This window comes from Paraburkholderia nemoris, from assembly GCF_905221015.1.
Taxonomy (GTDB): Bacteria; Pseudomonadota; Gammaproteobacteria; order Burkholderiales; family Burkholderiaceae; genus Paraburkholderia; species Paraburkholderia nemoris.
Genome location: NZ_CAJNBO010000009.1, coordinates 46,870 through 64,428 on the forward strand (window position 1 = coordinate 46,870; position 17,559 = coordinate 64,428).

Annotated in this window: 16 protein-coding genes and 1 riboswitch; of the genes, 4 read left to right on the plus strand and 12 right to left on the minus strand. The window is 61.5% G+C overall.

Going from position 1 to position 17,559, the window contains the following annotated elements:
* The first annotated feature begins 6 nt into the window (after positions 1 to 6).
* The 4 genes from pxpA to KHO33_RS15620 all read left to right on the plus strand — a co-directional run bounded on the left by pxpA (position 7) and on the right by KHO33_RS15620 (position 4,773).
* Entirely contained in the window at positions 7 to 759 is a 753-nt protein-coding gene (gene pxpA, locus KHO33_RS15605; protein WP_200565238.1) for a 5-oxoprolinase subunit PxpA, read from the plus strand.
* A 299-nt stretch (positions 760 to 1,058) separates the two neighbouring features.
* Positions 1,059 to 1,808, plus strand: coding sequence for a DUF969 domain-containing protein (locus KHO33_RS15610; RefSeq protein ID WP_054040849.1), 750 nt, complete (start codon positions 1,059 to 1,061; stop codon positions 1,806 to 1,808).
* Positions 1,805 to 2,761: a DUF979 domain-containing protein gene (locus KHO33_RS15615; protein WP_054040847.1), complete on the plus strand. Its 957-nt coding sequence runs from the start codon at positions 1,805 to 1,807 to the stop codon at positions 2,759 to 2,761. Before KHO33_RS15610 ends, KHO33_RS15615 begins: the two co-directional genes overlap by 4 nt.
* A gap of 218 nt (positions 2,762 to 2,979) precedes the next feature.
* Entirely contained in the window at positions 2,980 to 4,773 is a 1,794-nt protein-coding gene (locus KHO33_RS15620; protein ID WP_200565236.1) for a tetratricopeptide repeat protein, read from the plus strand.
* A 14-nt stretch (positions 4,774 to 4,787) separates the two neighbouring features.
* On the opposite strand, the gene KHO33_RS15625 is transcribed toward KHO33_RS15620, so the two are convergent.
* The 12 genes from KHO33_RS15625 to ahcY form a co-directional block, all read right to left on the minus strand.
* Entirely contained in the window at positions 4,788 to 5,045 is a 258-nt protein-coding gene (locus KHO33_RS15625) for a BrnA antitoxin family protein (RefSeq protein WP_054040845.1), read from the minus strand.
* A 51-nt stretch (positions 5,046 to 5,096) separates the two neighbouring features.
* Positions 5,097 to 5,375: a BrnT family toxin gene (locus KHO33_RS15630; protein WP_093640967.1), complete on the minus strand. Its 279-nt coding sequence runs from the start codon at positions 5,373 to 5,375 to the stop codon at positions 5,097 to 5,099.
* A 202-nt stretch (positions 5,376 to 5,577) separates the two neighbouring features.
* Complete coding sequence (locus KHO33_RS15635; RefSeq protein ID WP_054040841.1) at positions 5,578 to 6,729, minus strand: TraB/GumN family protein; 1,152 nt, start codon at positions 6,727 to 6,729, stop codon at positions 5,578 to 5,580.
* Positions 6,722 to 7,741: a peptide ABC transporter ATP-binding protein gene (locus KHO33_RS15640; protein WP_200565235.1), complete on the minus strand. Its 1,020-nt coding sequence runs from the start codon at positions 7,739 to 7,741 to the stop codon at positions 6,722 to 6,724. The genes KHO33_RS15635 and KHO33_RS15640 overlap by 8 nt, the downstream gene beginning before the upstream one ends.
* Positions 7,738 to 8,742 (minus strand): ABC transporter ATP-binding protein, encoded by a 1,005-nt coding sequence (locus tag KHO33_RS15645; protein ID WP_054040839.1) that lies wholly within the window; start codon positions 8,740 to 8,742, stop codon positions 7,738 to 7,740. The genes KHO33_RS15640 and KHO33_RS15645 overlap by 4 nt, the downstream gene beginning before the upstream one ends.
* Before the next feature lies 1 nt (position 8,743).
* A complete protein-coding gene (locus KHO33_RS15650) occupies positions 8,744 to 9,661 on the minus strand; it encodes an ABC transporter permease subunit (protein ID WP_054040837.1) in 918 nt (305 codons plus the stop codon).
* Positions 9,662 to 9,669: 8 nt separating this feature from the next.
* On the minus strand, positions 9,670 to 10,680 hold the full coding sequence (locus KHO33_RS15655; RefSeq protein ID WP_200565234.1) for an ABC transporter permease subunit: 1,011 nt from the start codon (positions 10,678 to 10,680) through the stop codon (positions 9,670 to 9,672).
* A gap of 132 nt (positions 10,681 to 10,812) precedes the next feature.
* Complete coding sequence (locus KHO33_RS15660; protein WP_054040834.1) at positions 10,813 to 12,441, minus strand: ABC transporter substrate-binding protein; 1,629 nt, start codon at positions 12,439 to 12,441, stop codon at positions 10,813 to 10,815.
* Positions 12,442 to 12,649: 208 nt separating this feature from the next.
* Positions 12,650 to 14,293 carry an ABC transporter substrate-binding protein gene (locus KHO33_RS15665; protein ID WP_200565233.1) on the minus strand — a complete coding sequence of 548 codons (1,644 nt, stop codon included), beginning with the start codon at positions 14,291 to 14,293 and terminating at the stop codon, positions 12,650 to 12,652.
* A gap of 311 nt (positions 14,294 to 14,604) precedes the next feature.
* A complete protein-coding gene (gene metF, locus KHO33_RS15670; RefSeq protein WP_054040832.1) occupies positions 14,605 to 15,435 on the minus strand; it encodes a methylenetetrahydrofolate reductase [NAD(P)H] in 831 nt (276 codons plus the stop codon).
* 11 nt (positions 15,436 to 15,446) lie between these two features.
* Complete coding sequence (locus KHO33_RS15675) at positions 15,447 to 15,800, minus strand: phage holin family protein (protein WP_054040830.1); 354 nt, start codon at positions 15,798 to 15,800, stop codon at positions 15,447 to 15,449.
* A gap of 128 nt (positions 15,801 to 15,928) precedes the next feature.
* Positions 15,929 to 17,344 (minus strand): adenosylhomocysteinase, encoded by a 1,416-nt coding sequence (gene ahcY / locus KHO33_RS15680; protein ID WP_054040828.1) that lies wholly within the window; start codon positions 17,342 to 17,344, stop codon positions 15,929 to 15,931.
* 33 nt (positions 17,345 to 17,377) lie between these two features.
* Positions 17,378 to 17,512, minus strand: a riboswitch (S-adenosyl-L-homocysteine riboswitch).
* Between the last annotated feature and the right edge of the window lie 47 nt (positions 17,513 to 17,559).

Genomic DNA, 17,559 nt, shown 5'->3' on the forward strand with positions numbered 1-17,559 from the left:
AACACCATGGAAATCGATTTGAACGCCGATCTCGGCGAAGGCTGCGGTTCCGACGAGGCGCTGCTCGACCTCGTCAGCTCGGCCAACATCGCGTGCGGCTGGCACGCGGGCGGCGCCAACGCCATGCGCGACTGCGTGCGCTGGGCGGTGCAAAAGGGTGTGTCGATCGGCGCGCATCCGAGCTTTAACGATCCTGAGAATTTTGGCCGCAAGGAAATGGATCTGCCGGCCAACGATATCTACGCGGGCGTGCTGTATCAGCTCGGCGCGCTGTCGGCGATCGCGCAGGCCGAAGGCGGGCGCATCGCGCACGTCAAGCCACACGGCGCGCTGTACAACCAGGCCGCGCGCGACGCGAAGATCGCCGATGCGATTGTCTCGGCGGTTCACGATTTCGACCCGTCGGTGGCGGTGTTCGCGCTCGCCAACAGCGGACTCGTGACGGCTGCCCGGGCTGCCGGCCTGACTGCCATCGAAGAAGTATTCGCCGACCGCGGCTATCGCGCCGACGGCTCGCTCGTGCCGCGCAAGGAGCCGGGCGCGCTGCTCGACGACGAAGACGTGGTGCTGGAGCGCACGCTCGCCATGGTGCGCGAGCGCCGCGTGCAGGCCGTCGACGGGAACTGGGTGCCGCTCAACGCTCAAACCATCTGCCTGCACGGCGACGGTCCGCATGCACTGGCGTTCGCGCGGCGCATCCGCAGCGCGCTAGAGGACGCGGGCATTGAGGTTCACGCGGCCGGCGCCGCGAGCGTCTGACTCGCGCGTCGACCAGCGCGAGCCAGGCAGCACGATTCAACCGTCGCCCAACCCCAAACGCCCCGCATCATGCGGGGCGTTTGCCAGGTGCGGGACGACGCATTGCAGTGCCCGCCGTGGAACAGCAAATGAGCAGCAGATAAGCGGCAAACGAGCAGCAAACAAGCAGCAGATGCAGGTGTAGTCGAAGCAAGGCGGCCATCAAGAGCCGTGGCAGCAAGACGGCGCGTGGATCACCAGGCGCCGGCCCACGTTAGCCGCCACAAGCGGCGAGGTTGAAACCCTGTTTGGAGATCCAGATGCAGACAACAGTCAGTCTATGGCCGCTCATTGGCGTGGCCGTCATCATCGTCGGCTTTTTATTACGGTTCAATCCGATGCTGATCGTGGCGGTGGCCGCGATCATCACCGGTCTGGCCGCGCACTTCCCGCCTGAAAAGATCCTTGCTGAAATCGGCACCGGTTTCATCAAGACCCGCAATATCCCGTTGATCATCCTGCTGCCGCTGGCCGTGATCGGCCTGCTGGAACGGCATGGCCTGCGCGAGCGCGCGCAAGCGTGGATCGGCGGCATCAAGGCCGCGACCGCAGGGCGCTTGCTGATCGTCTATCTGCTGGTGCGCGAGTTGACCGCCGCTGTCGGCCTGACCGGTCTCGGCGGCCATCCGCAAATGGTGCGTCCGCTGATCGCACCGATGGCCGAAGGCGCGACTGAAACGCGCTTCGGCAAGATCAGCGATGCAGTGCGTTTCAAATTGCGCGCCTTCTCCGCGGCGACCGACAACGTCGGCCTGTTCTTCGGCGAAGACATCTTCGTCGCGTTCGGCGCAATCGTGCTGATGACGACCTTCCTGAAAGAAGCCGGCATCATCGTCGAGCCGATTCACGTGGCCGTCTGGGGCATTCCGACCGCGATCTGCGCGTTCATCATTCACGGCTTCCGCCTCTATCTGCTCGATCGCAGGCTCGAACGCGAACTGCGCGGCAATGCCGCAGCGAACACCGCCTCTGTTTCGCCGACGCAACCCGCCGCAGGAGACAAAGCATGACGTTCACGATTACCTATCTGTTCTGGCTGCTGGGCGTGGTGCTGCTCGTCATCGGCGGCATGATCGTCACGGATAAGGAACACCCGCGCCGCTTCACCGCAGGCGGTTTCTGGATTCTTTACGCGCTGATTTTCCTGATCGGCGACAAGCTGCCGCCCTCGGTGGTCGGCGTGCTAGTAATCGTGATGGCGCTGGCCGCGGGCTTCGGCGGCGTGACTGCAGCGAAGCCGAAACTGCTGTCGCTAGAAGCGCGCAAGGCTAGCGCCGCGCGTCTGGGCAACAAGCTGTTCGTGCCCGCGCTGACGATTCCAGTCGTCACCGTGATCATTACGTTGTCGGCCAGCCATCTGATCTTCGGCGGCATGCCGTTGTTCGAGAAGGCCAACGTCACACTGATCGGTTTCGGCATCGGCTGCGTGATTGCGCTTGCGATTGCCTGCGTGATGACACGCGATACCGTCGGCCAGTCGATGAAAGAGGCGCGCCGCCTGGTCGACGCATTGTCATGGGCCGCGGTGCTGCCGCAAATGCTCGGCATGCTCGGCCTCGTGTTCTCGGACGCCGGCGTCGGCAAGGCTGTCGCTCACGTGACAACGGCCTACATCAGCCTCGACTACCGCTTTATCGCAGTCGCCGTGTACTGCATCGGCATGGCGCTCTTCACGATGGTGATGGGTAACGGCTTCGCCGCCTTCCCGGTGATGACCGGCGGCGTCGGCGTGCCGATCCTGGTCGGCGTGTTTCACGGCAACCCGGCGGTGATGGTCGCGATCGGCATGTTCTCGGGCTACTGCGGCACGCTGATGACGCCGATGGCCGCGAACTTCAACATGGTGCCGGCCGCGCTGCTGGAACTGCCGGATAAGAATGCGGTGATCAAGGTGCAGGTGCCGACTGCCCTGAGCTTGCTGGTTGTGAACATCTTCCTGTTGAATTTCCTGATGTTCCTGTAGGGCGGTTGGCCGCGCCGCGCGGCAAATGCCAACATCGCGTAGGACTTTCGCTCTGGTCCATGCATGCGCGTGAGCCCGCGGCAAATGGACGCCGCCGAATTCGGAGGCGTCCGATCGTCTGGCAAGGGGCCTGGACATAAGCTGGTGGATGCTCTTCCATCCACATGCGCTGACGACGCGTGCAACGCGCGCCGTCAGCGCCTTCCAGCCGGTCCCTCATGGAACATCAATCCCACCCCACCACCGCGCCGCCCTCCGCTTACCTCACCTCTCTGATCGAGGCTGCGCTCGAAGCGCACCAAGCAGGCCGCCTCGATGCCGCCGAGCCTCTTTACCGCGAAGCCCTCGCACTCGATCCAACGCACGCCAGAACGCTGCATTACTTCGGCGTACTGCAACATCAGCGCGGCAACCATGCTTTCGCCGCCGAGTTGATGAGCGAAGCGCTCAAATTCGATCGCACCGACGCCGCCTGCTGGAGCAACCGTGGCCTCGTCGCCGTTGCGCTCGGCCATCGCGAAGAAGCGATGATCTGCTATGACCAGGCGCTGCAGTTACAACCGGATTTCGCCGACGCGCGCAACAACTTCGGCGTCGCGCTGCAAGCGCAAGGCTCGCTCGAAGTAGCGATCGAGCAATACCGTCTAGCGTTGGCGGCGAATCCGGAACTGGTCGACGCGCATCTAAACCTCGGTACGGCGCTGAACAAGCTCGGCCGCTACGATGAGGCGCTGGCCTGCTATCAGAACGCGCTGACGCTCGATCCACAATCGGCGGAAGCGCATTTCAATGCTGGCAATGCGTACAACGCGCAAGGTGATCACGCCGCCGCCATCGCCAGTTTCGAACGGGCGCTGGCACTGCGCGGCGACTATGCCGAGGCCCACATCAACCTGGGCAGTCTTATCGGCAAACTTGGCGACTACGTCGGCGCCGAATCGCAGTATCGGCGTGCGGTCGCACTCAAACCGAATCCGACGAATCTGGTTTGCCTCGGCGGATCGCTCGGCGCGCAGGGCAGGCTGGATGATGAAGAAGGCTTCTACCGCCATGCACTGGCGCTCGATTCCAACTACGCGGACGCGCATCAGAACCTCGCCTGGCTGTTGCTCAAGCGCGGCGATTACAAGCAGGGCTGGGCGGAGTTTGCGCAACGCTGGCGCAAGAGCGACTACGAGGCGATCGCCGTACCGGGCGTTGCCGAGTGGCACGGCGAGCCGCTCGACGGGCGCCGTCTGTTGCTGGTCGGCGAACAGGGCTTCGGCGACCATTTCCAGTTTTTGCGCTATGCGCGCGTGCTCGAGCAACTCGGCGCTACGGTCGATCTCTGTGTGCGCGAGCCGCTTTTGCCGTTGGTCGAACGCATCCCGGGCGTGCATCGCGCGTTCAGCGGCAAGCCTGAAGGCCCGTACGATTTCTGGGTGCCGATGATGAGCGTGCCGTCTTGCGTGAGCACCGAACTGTCGACCATTCCTGCAGATGTGCCGTACATCTTTGCCGAGAAGGCGAAGATCAAGACGTGGCGCAAGCGGGTGGACGCAGCCGGTAAAGCAAAACGCAAAGTGGGCCTGGTGTGGTCCGGCAGTCCAACGTTCGGCAACGATCGCTATCGCTCGATGGCATTGACCAACCTGAGCCCGCTAAGCGAGCTGAATGACATCGCGTGGTATGCGCTGCAAAAGGGTCCTGCGCACGATCAGTTGGCTGATGCTCCCGAAGCGTTCCGCGCCCACGATTTCGCCGCGGATCTGAAGAGCTTCGACGACACCGCCGCGCTCATCATGAACCTCGATCTTGTGATCGCCGTGGACACCGGCGTGGCGCACCTGGCTGCCGCGCTTGGCAAGCCGGTGTGGGTGTTGCTGCCCGCCAACTCGGACTGGCGCTGGCTCGAAGAGCGTAGCGACTCGCCGTGGTATCCGGCGATGAAGTTGTTCCGGCAGACCAGGTTGGGCGATTGGGCACCGGTGGTCAAACGCGTATCGGAAGAACTACGCGACGGCAGTCTATAAACCTATGCCGCGCCTTAAGAACGGCGACGCTGCTGCGCCAGCATGTAAGCGCGCAACAACTTGTTGATGCGCGTTTGATAGCCCGCTCCCTGTTCTTTGAACCAGCTCAGAACATCTGCGTCCAGGCGCATGGTCACAGCCTGTTTCGGCGGAACGTGCAACTCGGCACGGTCGAAAAAGTCGTCGCCCAATTCGGGCACGTCGCTCGTGTCGATTTGCGCGTCGCCTGCTTTTGCAAGTCGCTTCCAGTCGGTTCCTGATGTTTTAGCCATAATTTCGCCTCTGCTCGTTTTCAGTCATTCCCACGCTACCCACCGTGCCAGTCAATTCCAGACGCTGTACTTGTAGCGTTTGACCTCGTGCTTCGTCGCCTTGCGGGCCGAAATGATACGGATCACATCGGCATTGCGTTCGACGTACACCACCACGCCTACGATGGCGGCCATCCAGCCCAGCGCGATCCAGCGTTCTTCACCGTAGTCTTCCCGCTGGTCTATCGCCGTCAGCACCGGATGATCAAACACGTCGACAGCATCCCGGAAATCGATGCCATGCTTACGAATGTTGATTTGATTCTTAAGTTCGTCCCATTCAAACCGCACACAGCACCTGTATTGACGTCTGTACATACATCATAGCACGCACGCGCAGCTATGTCCGCGTGAGCCGCGAGCAGTTTGCGACACACGTCAGCGTCGGACTGGCTGTGAAATTACCGGTTCCTGATCTGGCCGAACGGCCTACCCCGGTTAGGACTGTGATCGACCACGCCGCAAATCTCGCCGCGTGAGGCTGGGACGACTCTCACCCCGCATCCACCACGAACCCGTGCTGCCGCAAAAGCTGCAGCACGCCCTTGCGGCCACCCAGATGCAACGCGCCGATCGCCACGAACACCGGCTTGTTCGGCCCGGCGATCAGCAGCATCCGCGATACGAAGCGCCGGTTGCGCTCGTACACGATCCGGTTGTCGATCGAATCGGAAATCCGCTTGTCGCGCGCCAGCTTTTCGGTTTTGGCGGCTTGCCACGCCGCAATCGCATCGGCATCGCCCACTCGCCACAGCCGATGCAACGTCTTCACATCGTCGACGTTTTCCGCGGGCGTCTGCACCAGGTCCTGCGCGAGCATTTCGCGTTGCTGCGCAAGGGTGAGTCCGGTGAACGCACGCATTTGCTGCGGCAAGGTCTCGAGGCCGACGATCTTGCCGCGCGTCCTGATATAGACGTTCTGCAATTGCGCCTCCGTGCCGTACTCGGTCTGCAAGCCGGCACTCAACGAATCGTAGGTTTCGACCACGAGAGACGCGAGCCACGGCCGCATCTTCTTGATTTCATCCTGCGCCGCGGGATTGCCGCGCAGGCGCAAGGCGAGCTTGCGCCACAAAGGCTCGGGCAGCAGACCCGGCAGACAGTCGCCGCGGCATACGCCGTACTTCGACACATCGTCTTGCGAGACCAGCAGTTCATCGGGTGAGAGTTCGAGCGCCAGCGTCGGCGAGGCCGCCAGGGCGCCGAGGATCGGCGCGCGGAACGGTTGACCGGGCGGATAGTCGACCGGGTCGCCCACGTGCAACGTGCCGAGCACGTAAATGGTCGTGGTGCCGCGGGTCGCGACATAGAACGGCATGCGCGCCGGCTGCGCGCGCACCGGACCGCTCGCCGTGGTGCCAGGCGTAGCGGGCGGCGGATTGAAACCCGGCAAGGTGGTGCGTGGCGGCGCCGGCAGACTGGGCACCGGCATTGCCGGCCGCCCCGCCTGGGCGGGCGTATTGGCGGCCGCCCCAGCAGCATGCGCGAGGCCGACCGGCCCTGCGCTCAGGTGAAAAGCAGAACATACGCCGAGCAGCGCGGCACCGGTCAGTGCAAACGCTCCCCAGCGCCGCGCGAAAGCAGCGTGGCGGCCACCATCACGCGAGCGGCGCGCAAGACGACGCGCCGCCACTGCATCAGGCATCCATGTCCCCCACCTCCTCGGCGCGGTGACACGACACCTGACGGCCATCGACTTCACGCAACTTCGGCTCTTCGCTGCGGCAACGGTCGATCGCGTACGGGCAGCGCTGATGGAACGTGCAGCCCGACGGCGGATTCAGCGGCGACGGCATTTCACCTTGCAGCTTGATCTTGATCGTGCGATCCGCTTCGAAGATCGAAGGCGTGGCCGACATCAGCGCACGCGTGTACGGATGACGCGGATTCGAGAAAATCCGCTTCTTGTCGCCGAGTTCCGCCACGCCGCCGAAGTACATCACCATCACATCGTCGGCGATATGCTCCACCACCGACAGATTGTGCGAAATGAACACGTAGCTGGTCTTGAACTGCTCCTGCAGATCCATGAACAGATTGAGAATCTGCGCCTGGATCGACACATCGAGCGCGGACACCGGCTCATCGGCGACCACGATTTGCGGATCGAGGATCATCGCGCGCGCAATCGCCACACGCTGCCGCTGACCGCCCGAGAACATATGCGGATAGCGTTTGGCATGCTCCGGACGCAGGCCGACCGTGCGCATCATCTGCGCGATCCGTTCGGCGCGTTCGGTCGTGCTCAGTTGCGTGTTGATCGCGAGCGGTTCGCTGAGCGTCTGCTCGACTGTCTTGCGCGGATTCAGCGAGGCAAACGGATTCTGAAACACCATCTGCACGCGTCGCCGCAGCGCTGCGATCTTCGCGTGATCGGCGCCCGCCACGTCTTCACCATCGATCAACAGACGGCCCGCGCTGGGCTTTTCGATCATGGTCAGTTGACGCGCGAGGGTGGACTTTCCGCAACCGGATTCACCCACCACCGCAAGGGTCTTGCCGCGATCGAGCGCAAACGACACGCCGTTCAAGGCCTTGACCGTGCCCTGACTGAACATGCTGCGCTTCACCGAGTAGTAACGCGCGAGCTTGTCGGCAACCAGGACGTGATCGCCCGCATGGTCCGACTGGCGCCGCGGTTCGAGTACTGCATTCATCGTGCGCCTCCATGGGTGTGAACGTTGGCGTCGCCGCTCAGGTTCAGGGGTTTGATGCAGCGCACGCGCGCCACTTCGGCGTGACCTTGCATCGGTGTCAATGCCGGTCGCGCCTTCATGCAGTCGTCGACCACATATTTGCAGCGCGGTGCGAACAGACATCCCTTGGGACGATCGTCACGCCCCGGCACCATGCCCGGCAGTGCGGCGAGCCGCACTGCGCCGACATTGTGCTCGGGAATCGCCGCCAGCAACGCTTCCGTGTAAGGATGATGCGGCGCCGCGAAGATGTCCGGCACGCGGTTCGTTTCGATGACTTCGCCAGCGTACATAACCGCGACACGCTGCGCGACCTCGGACACCACCGCCAGATCGTGCGAGATCAGCACGAGCGCCATGCCGCGTTCCTTCTGCAGCTTGATCAGCAGCTCCATGATCTGCGCCTGGATCGTCACGTCGAGCGCGGTGGTCGGTTCGTCGGCAATCAGCAGCTTCGGGTTGCAGGCAATCGCCATCGCGATCATCACGCGCTGGTTCATGCCGCCCGACATCTGATGCGGAAATGAACCGATGCGGCCTTTCGGGTCTGGAATACCGACCTGGTCGAGCAACTCCAGCGCGCGTTTGTCCAACGCACTGCCGCGCAGGCCTTCGTGCAGCTTCAGCACTTCCTTGATCTGATAGCCGACCGTGTAGCTCGGATTCAGACTGGTGAGCGCATCCTGGAACACCATCGCGATGTCTTTGCCGATGATCTTGCGGCGTTCCTTCGCCGATGCCTTCAGCAGATCCTTGCCGTTGAAGGTGATTTCGTCGGCGGTGACTTTGCCGGGCGCGTCGATCAGGCCCATCAGCGCCATCATCGTCACGCTCTTGCCCGAGCCCGATTCGCCGACTACGCCGACCACTTCGCCGGGCGCGACATCGAGATTGATCCGATCGACTGCGGGCAGTCCGTTGAAATTCACCGCGAGATTGCGGATGGTCAATAAGTTGCTCATGTCATGCCATCCGTTTCAGTTTGGGATCGAGTGCGTCGCGCAGCCCGTCGCCGAGCAGATTGATCGCGAGCACCGAGATCAGGATGGAAAGACCCGGCATCGTGACGATCCACCAGGCGCTGTCGATATAGTCGCGCGCCGAGGCCAGCATCGCGCCCCACTCCGCCGACGGCGGTTGCACGCCGAGACCAAGGAAGCCGAGCGCGGCGGCATCGAGAATCGCCGACGAAAAGCCCAGCGTAGCCTGCACGATCAACGGTGCGGTGCAGTTCGGCAGCACTTGCGAGAACATCAGACGCAGCGTGCCCGCGCCGGCAACGCGCGAAGCCGTCACATATTCCTTCTGCAATTCACCTTGCGCCGATGCACGCGTCAACCGCACATAGCCCGGGAGCGCGACGATCGCAATCGCCAGCATCGTATTGACGAGACCCGGGCCGATGATCGCGACCACCGCGACAGCCAGCAGCAGCGAGGGCAACGCGAGCAGCACGTCCATGATGCGCATGATCGGCGTATCGGCCCATTTCTCGAAGAACGCCGCGATCAGGCCGAGCACGATGCCCGGAATCAGCGCGAGCACCACCGAGACGAAGCCGATCCAGAACGACAGCCGCGCGCCGTACATCAGACGCGAGAGGATGTCGCGGCCTGCTTCGTCGGTGCCGAGAACGAACTTCCAGTTACCGCCGTCGAGCCAGGCGGGCGGGATCTTTACGGAATCGCGATATTGCTCGATCGGGCTATGCGGCGCGATCAAGGGCGCGAAGATCGCGATGAAGATCAACACCAGCACAATGATGCCCGCGACGACCGCACCACGGTTACGCGAGAAATTCGCCCAGAATTCGCGGGCGGCTATAGCACGGCCACTGGGTGGAGTGACCGATTGGGGGACTGTATTTTGAATGTCTGCCATGATCCGTGTTACCTCGTATGGCGAATGCGCGGGTTCAACACGCCGTACAACAGATCGACGACGAGGTTCACAACGATCACCAGCGTAGCGATCATCAGGATACCGCCCTGCACCACCGGATAGTCGCGCCGGCCGATCGCGTCGATCAGCCACTTGCCGATACCCGGCCACGAAAACAGCGTCTCCGTCAGCACGGCGCCTGCGAGCAAGGTGCCGACCTGCAAGCCGATCACGGTCACGACCGGAATCAGCGCATTACGCAATGCATGCACGACGATCACGCGGCCCGGCGACAAACCCTTCGCACGCGCAGTGCGAATGTAATCTTCGCGCAGTACTTCCAGCATCGACGAACGCGTCATGCGCGCGACGACAGCCAGCGGAATCGTGCCGAGCACAATAGCCGGCAAAATCAGATGACTGACCGCGGATTTGAACGCGCCTTCGTCGGTGGACATCAACGCGTCGATCAGCATGAAGCCGGTCACGTGCGGAATGTCGTATTCGACGGCAATGCGGCCCGACACCGGCGTCCAGCCCAGGTCGACGGAAAAAAACATGATGAGGATCAGGCCCCACCAGAAGATCGGCATCGAGTAGCCGGTGAGCGCCGTGCCCATCACGCCGTGATCGACCACCGTGCCGCGCCTGAGCGCCGCGAACACGCCCGCGGGCAAGCCGACGATCAACGCGAACAGCATCGCGCAGATCGACAGTTCGACGGTAGCGGGAAAACGTGCGAGGAATTCGCCCATCACGCTGGTATTGGTGATGATCGAGGTGCCGAGGTCGCCGTGCATGGCGCGACCGATGTAATGAACGTATTGCATCGGCAAGGACTCGTCGAGCCCGAGGCGGTGCATCGCGGCGGCATGCATGGCGGGATCGACGCCGCGCTCGCCCATCATCACTTCGATGGGGTCGCCCGGTATCAGGTGAATCAGCGCGAACGCGAGGATCGTGATGCCGATGAAGGTCGGTATCACCATGCCGATGCGGCGCAAAACAAAGCGGAACATGGTTCGTCCCTATGGTCTTGATGAAGAAAAAACGCAACCGGCGACGAGGGCTTGTGACCCCGGTCGCCGGACCATTTCGACCAGTTTTCTAACCGTGCGAAAAGCTACTGCGTAAGCTTGACTGTATGACTATTACTTGACGCTGACGCCGTCGAAGCGCGCATAACCGAGCGGCTCGATACGCATGTCGACCACCTTCTTGCTGACAGGCTGGTACACGGTCGAGTGAGCGATCGGCGAGAACGGCAGTTGCTGCGCGAAGATCTGCTGCGCCTGCGTGTAAGCCGTCGTGCGTGCGCCCTGATCGGACGACTCGCGACCCTTCTGAACCAGATCCTCGAACGGCTTGTAGCACCACTTCGAGAAGTTGTTGCCGTTCACCGCTTCGCAGCCGAGCAGCGTGCCGAGCCAGTTGTCCGGATCGCCGTTGTCGCCGGTCCAGCCGATCAGCATCGTGTCGTCTTCACCTGCGTGCGCGCGCTTGATGTACTCGCCCCATTCATACGTGACGATCTTCGCCTTCACGCCGATCTTGGCCCAGTCGGCCTGGATCATTTCCGCCATCAGACGGGCGTTCGGGTTGTACGCGCGTTGCACCGGCATCGCCCACAGCGTGATGTCGAAGCCGTTCGGATAACCGGCCTTCGCCAGCAATGCCTTGGCCTTGTCCGTATCGTAGGCGGCGCTCTTCAGGTTCTTGTCGTACGACCATTGGGTCGGCGGCATCGGGTTCGTTGCGGCCTGGCCTGCGCCTTGATACACCGACTCGATAATCGCCTTCTTGTTGATCGCCATGTCGAGCGCCTGACGCACTTCGAGCTTGTCGACCGGCTTGTGCGACACGTTGTATGCGAGGTAGCCCAGGTTGAAGCCCGGCTGCGACGGCATCGCGATGTTCGCTTCAGCCTTCAGCGGCGCGATGTCGGCCGGACGCGGATAGCTCATCACCTGGCATTCGTCGCGCTTGATCTTCTGCACGCGCACACCGGCGTCCGGCGTGATCGAGAAGATCAGCTTCGAGATCTTCACCGCGTTCGGCTTCCAGTAATCCGGATTGCCGTCGAAGCGGATCGTCGCGTCCTTCGTATAGCTGCGGAAAATGAACGGGCCCGTGCCGACCGGGTTCTGGTTGATGTCGGCAGCCTTGCCGGCCTTCAGCAGCTGGTCTGCGTATTCACCCGAGAGGATCGACGCGTATTCCATCGCCAGATTCTGGATGAACGGCGCGTTGACTTCCTTCAGCGTGAACTTGACCGTGTACGGGTCGACCTTTTCGACACTGGTGATCAGCTTGTCGAGGCCCATGTCCGTGAAGTACGGGAACTGGACCGGGTACGCCTTACGGAACGGCTGGTTCGTGTCCAGCATGCGCTGGAACGTGAACACGACGTCGTCCGCGTTGAATTCGCGCGTCGGCTTGAAGAACGAGGTGGTCTGGAACTTCACGCCGTGACGCAGATGGAACGTATAGGTCTTGCCGTCCGCCGAGACATCCCACTTTTCTGCCAGGCCCGGCTCGACTTTCGTGCCGCCGCGTTCGAACTCGACGAGGCGGTTATAAACGGTGAACGTGTTGGCCGTGAAGTCGACGCCAGTCGTGTACTGGGCCGGATCGAAACCCGCAGGGCTGCCTTCTGAGCAGTAGACGAGTGTTTTGTTCGGGATCTCGGCGCGCGCGCTGTTCGCGCCCACCAGCGATGCCGCTGCAGCTGCGACGAGCGTCGTAACACGCGCGGCGCGCAACAGGTTGTTTTGCTTCATGTTTCCTCCAGGTTCGGGGCCGGCTTCCGCCGGCGTAGCGCGATCTTACTTGAGCTTGGCTCACAGCAACAAGCGGAGGAAAATACCCCTGTTGACGATCGGAAACAGTTAGGGCATGTGGGCGGCCGTACGCCGGCGCTGGCAGGAGCGTACGGCTGTTGCGAAGACGAAGCGAGGCGGGCTTGGCCGGAAAACCGCCCGCCTGCTCTTATTTCAGGCCGACGTTCAAGAATTGCGTCGGGCCGAACGGGTCGATCTTGAAGCCCGTGACGTTCTTGCTGATGGGCTGGTACACCGTGGAATGGGCGATTGGCGTGAACGGCACCTGGTCCTTGAAGATTTCCTGGGCTTCCGTATAAGCCTTGGTGCGCTCGGCAAGATCAGTCGTGCCGCGCCCCTTCCGGATCAGATCGTCGTAAGGTTTGTAGCACCATTTGGAAAAATTACTGCCGTTCACCGCGTCGCAGCCGAGCAATACGCCCAGCCAGTTATCCGGATCGCCATAGTCGCCGGTCCAGCCGATCAGCATTGCCTCATGCTCGCCCGAATGACCGCGGCGAATATATTCACCCCATTCGTAAGTAGCGATCTTCACCTTGACGCCGATCTTCGCCCAATCCGCCTGCAGCATTTCCGCCATCAGACGCGCGTTCGGGTTGTAAGGCCGCTGAACCGGCATGGCCCACAGCGTCAGATCGAAGCCGTCGGGGTAGCCCGCCTCCTTGAGGAGCGCTTTCGCTTTGTCGACGTCGTACGGGGCGTCCTTCAGATTCTTGTCGTAGCCCCATTGCGTCGGCGGCATCGGATTGGTCGCGGCCTGGCCGGCGCCCTGATACACCGATTCGATAATCGCTTTCTTGTTGATCGACATATCGAGCGCGCGCCGCACCATCAGATTGTCGAGCGGCTTCTTGGTATTGTTGTACGCGATATAGCCGAGATTGAAACCAACCTGACTCGGAATGGCGAGCGATGCATCGGCTTTAACCGCTGGAATATCGCCGGGACGCGGATACGACATCACCTGGCACTCGCCGCGCTTCAATTTTTGCAGCCGCACGGCCGGGTCGACGGTAATCGCGAATATCAGCTTGCTGATCCTGACGACGCCCGGTTTCCAGTAATCGGGATTGCCGTCAAACCGAATTGAATCGTCCTTCGTATAGCTGCGGAAAATGAACGGACCGGTACCGACCGGATATAGATTCATATCGGACGCTTTACCTGCTTTCAGTAACTGAGCGGCGTATTCAGCCGACAAAATCGACGCAAACGGCATTGCGATCTGCTGCAAAAACGGCGCATCGACTTCCTTCAGCGTGAAACGCACCGTATACGGATCGAGCTTCTCGACCTTGGTGATGTTCTTCGCGAGGCCAAGGTCGGTGAAATACGGAAACGGCACTGCGTAGGCTTTGCGGAACGGCTGTTCCGGATCGAGCATCCGCTGATAAGTAAAGACGACGTCGTCAGCGTTGAATTCGCGAGTCGGCTTGAAGAACGAGGTGGTCTGGAACTTCACGCCGTGCCGCAGATGGAAAGTGTAGGTCAGGCCGTCCTGCGACACGTCCCATTTCTCGGCAAGGCCAGGCTCGATATCAGTACTGCCGTGCGCGAACTCGATCAGCCGGTTATAGACCGTGTACGAGCCGGCGGTGAATTCCACGCTGGTGGTGAACTGGGCGGTGTCGAAACCCGCCGGACTGCCTTCGGAGCAAAACACGAGGGTTTTGTCGGGCAGCGTGGCCGCGTCGGCTACGGCGGGCGCGAGGCCGGCAGCCAGCACCGCACAGGCGCTCAAGACTGGCAAACAGGTATGGCGAACTGCAAACAGCAATCGGGATACTGTCATCACGTTCTCCGCACAGCAGCCAAGTCAGCTGCGCTTTGATCATAGACAGCTCAAAAATCGGGTTCAATGCGGGCTTACGCTTCGCAAGAAATGCCCAAATGGGCATGTTTGTTGCGTCGCAGCAGGATGTGATGCCTGACGCGGAGCTCGGATTGCCCGCGCCGTTGGCGCTGTATTGCACGCCGGTGCAACGTAAGGTACAGAATGCGCGGGCCCATTTCAGGCATGAGGCGCGGCAGCGTCGGATTTCACCCATAAAAAAACCGCGCGGCAGGTAAGCCGCGCGGTTTCTGAACAACGGTGCCTGGAGTTTAAGCGCCCAGCCGTTCGCAGATCGCCTTGGTCGCCGCGGCGCCATTGAGCGTGTAGAAGTGCAGGCCCGGCACCTTCGCGTCAATGAGACGCCCGCACAGGTCCGTCACCACGTCCAGCCCAAACGCGCGAATCGACTCGCGGTCGTCGCCGAAGCTTTCCAGACGGCGCGCGACCCAGCGCGGCACTTCCGCGCCGCACATCTCCGAGAAACGCATCAGCTGCGAGAAGTTCGTAATCGGCATGATGCCCGGCACGATCGGCACGTCGACGCCGAGCTTCCTCGCGTCGTCGACAAAACGGAAGTACGCGTCCGCGTTGAAGAAGTACTGCGTGATCGCCGAATTGGCGCCGGCCTTCACCTTGTTGGCGAAGTTTTGCAGATCGTGACGCGGCGAGCGTGACTGCGGGTGGTACTCCGGATAACCGGCCACCTCGATCCAGAACCAGTCGCCGAATTCAGCGCGGATAAAGCTCACCAGTTCCGACGCGTAACGCAGTTCGCCGACTTCGCCCATGCCGGACGGCAGATCGCCGCGCAGCGCGACGATATGGCGGATGCCATGCGCGCGGTACTCGTTGAGGATCGCGCGCAGGCTCTCTTTCGAGGAGCCGATGCACGAGACGTGGGGTGCCGCTTCGAGCCCCTCCTTCGCCATATCGACGACGGTGTCGAGCGTGCCCTGTTGCGTCGAGCCGCCGGCGCCGAACGTGACGGACACGAACTTGGGCTTGAGCGACGCGAGTTGCGCGCGGGTGGCGCGCAGCTTGTCGACGCCTTCCTGCGTTTTCGGCGGGAAGAATTCGAATGAAAGTTCGATCGGGTTCATGATTCAGTAGATCAACCGAGACTACGGTTGCCGAAAATAAGCGCGGACAGCAGCCACGAAACGATGCTGTACAGAATCGAGCCGAAGAATGCCGACCAGAAACCCGACACTTCGAATCCCTTCAGCAGCGACGCGCACAGCCAGAAGCACAGCGCATTGACCACCAGAATGAAGAGTCCGAGCGTGACGATCGTGACGGGCAGCGTCAACAGGATCAGCACCGGACGCAGGATCGTGTTGATCAATCCGAGCACCACCGCGACGATCAGGGCGGTGCCGAAACTGCGGATATGAATCGACGGGACGAGGTAGGTGATGATCAGGAGCGCAAGCGCGTTGATCAGCCAGGTCAGCAGCACGGTCATGTAGAGCTCCTTTGGCAGGGTGTCCGTTTGAACGGAAACGGGCGGGGCATGGCGAACAAAGCGGCGCCTTGCGCGCCGCCTTGTCGTCAAACTGTCATGCTTTAAAACCGCCCGCGCGCTAATGCTATTTAGTAGCGGTAGTGGTTCGGCTTGAACGGACCGTTCTTGTCGACGCTGATATAGCTCGCCTGATAGTCCGACAGCACCGTCAATTCCGCGCCGATACGGCCCAGATGCAGACGCGCCACCTTTTCATCAAGGTGCTTCGGCAGCACGTAGACCTTGTTTTCGTACTTGTCGCCGTGCACGAACAGTTCGATCTGCGCGATCGTCTGGTTCGTAAACGATGCCGACATCACGAACGACGGATGGCCCGTTGCGCAGCCCAGATTCACCAGACGCCCTTCAGCCAGCAGGATGACGCGCTTGCCGTCCGGGAAAATGATGTGGTCGACTTGCGGCTTGATGTTTTCCCACTGGTACTTGCGCGTCGAGGCAACGTCGATTTCCGAATCGAAGTGACCGATGTTGCAGACAATCGCGTTGTTGCGCATGGCAGCCATATGATCGTGGCCGATCACGTGGAAGTTGCCGGTTGCCGTCACGAAGATGTCGGCCTTGTCCGCTGCGTATTCCATCGTCACGACGCGATAGCCTTCCATCGCTGCCTGCAACGCGCAGATCGGATCGATTTCCGTGACCCACACCGTGGCGCCCAGGCCGCGCAGCGATTGTGCGCAACCCTTGCCCACGTCGCCGTAACCGGCCACGACCGCGATCTTGCCCGCGATCATCACGTCGGTTGCGCGCTTGATACCGTCGACCAGCGATTCACGGCAGCCATACAGGTTGTCGAATTTCGACTTCGTGACCGAATCGTTCACGTTGATGGCCGGGAACGGCAGGCGCCCTTCCTTTTCCATCTGGTACAGACGGTGCACGCCGGTCGTGGTTTCTTCGGTCACGCCCTGGATGTGCGCGAGACGCGTGGAATACCACACCGGATCGGCGTCGAGATGCTTGGCGATCGACTTGTACAGCGCGACTTCTTCTTCGTTTTCCGGCTTCGAGATCACCGAACGGTCTTTCTCAGCCTTCGAGCCGAGGATCAGCAGCAACGTGGCGTCACCGCCGTCGTCGAGGATCATGTTGGCGAATTCGCCATTCGGCCATTCGAAAATGCGGTGCGAGAATTCCCAGTATTCGTCGAGCGATTCGCCCTTGAATGCGAACACCGGCACGCCGCCTTGCGCAATCGCAGCGGCAGCGTGATCCTGCGTCGAGAAGATATTGCACGATGCCCAGCGAACGTCCGCGCCGAGTGCCGTCAAGGTTTCGATCAGTACGCCGGTTTGAATCGTCATGTGCAGCGAACCCGCGATACGCGCGCCCTTCAACGGCTGCGCGCTCTTGTATTCCTCGCGCGTCTGCATGAGGCCGGGCATTTCGGTTTCAGCGATATTCAGTTCCTTGCGGCCCCAGGCTGCAAGCGACATATCGGCGACGAGAAAATCTTGCTTTGAATCGAGAACTGCGGCGTTCATCACGCCCTCCTTTCTAAAAAATTGACTAGAAATTTGACGTGAGCGCGGTTCGATGCGGTGGATGGGAGCGCGATGCGCATCCTGGCCCTCCGATTGAAGCCTCCGAGCCTGGCGGGCGGCCGGCGAATATGCTGATTCGCGGTACCCGTCGCAACGCTCCTCGAAGACGAACGGCGATTGTAGCAAATCGAGATGGCTTCGGGGTGAGGCTGGGC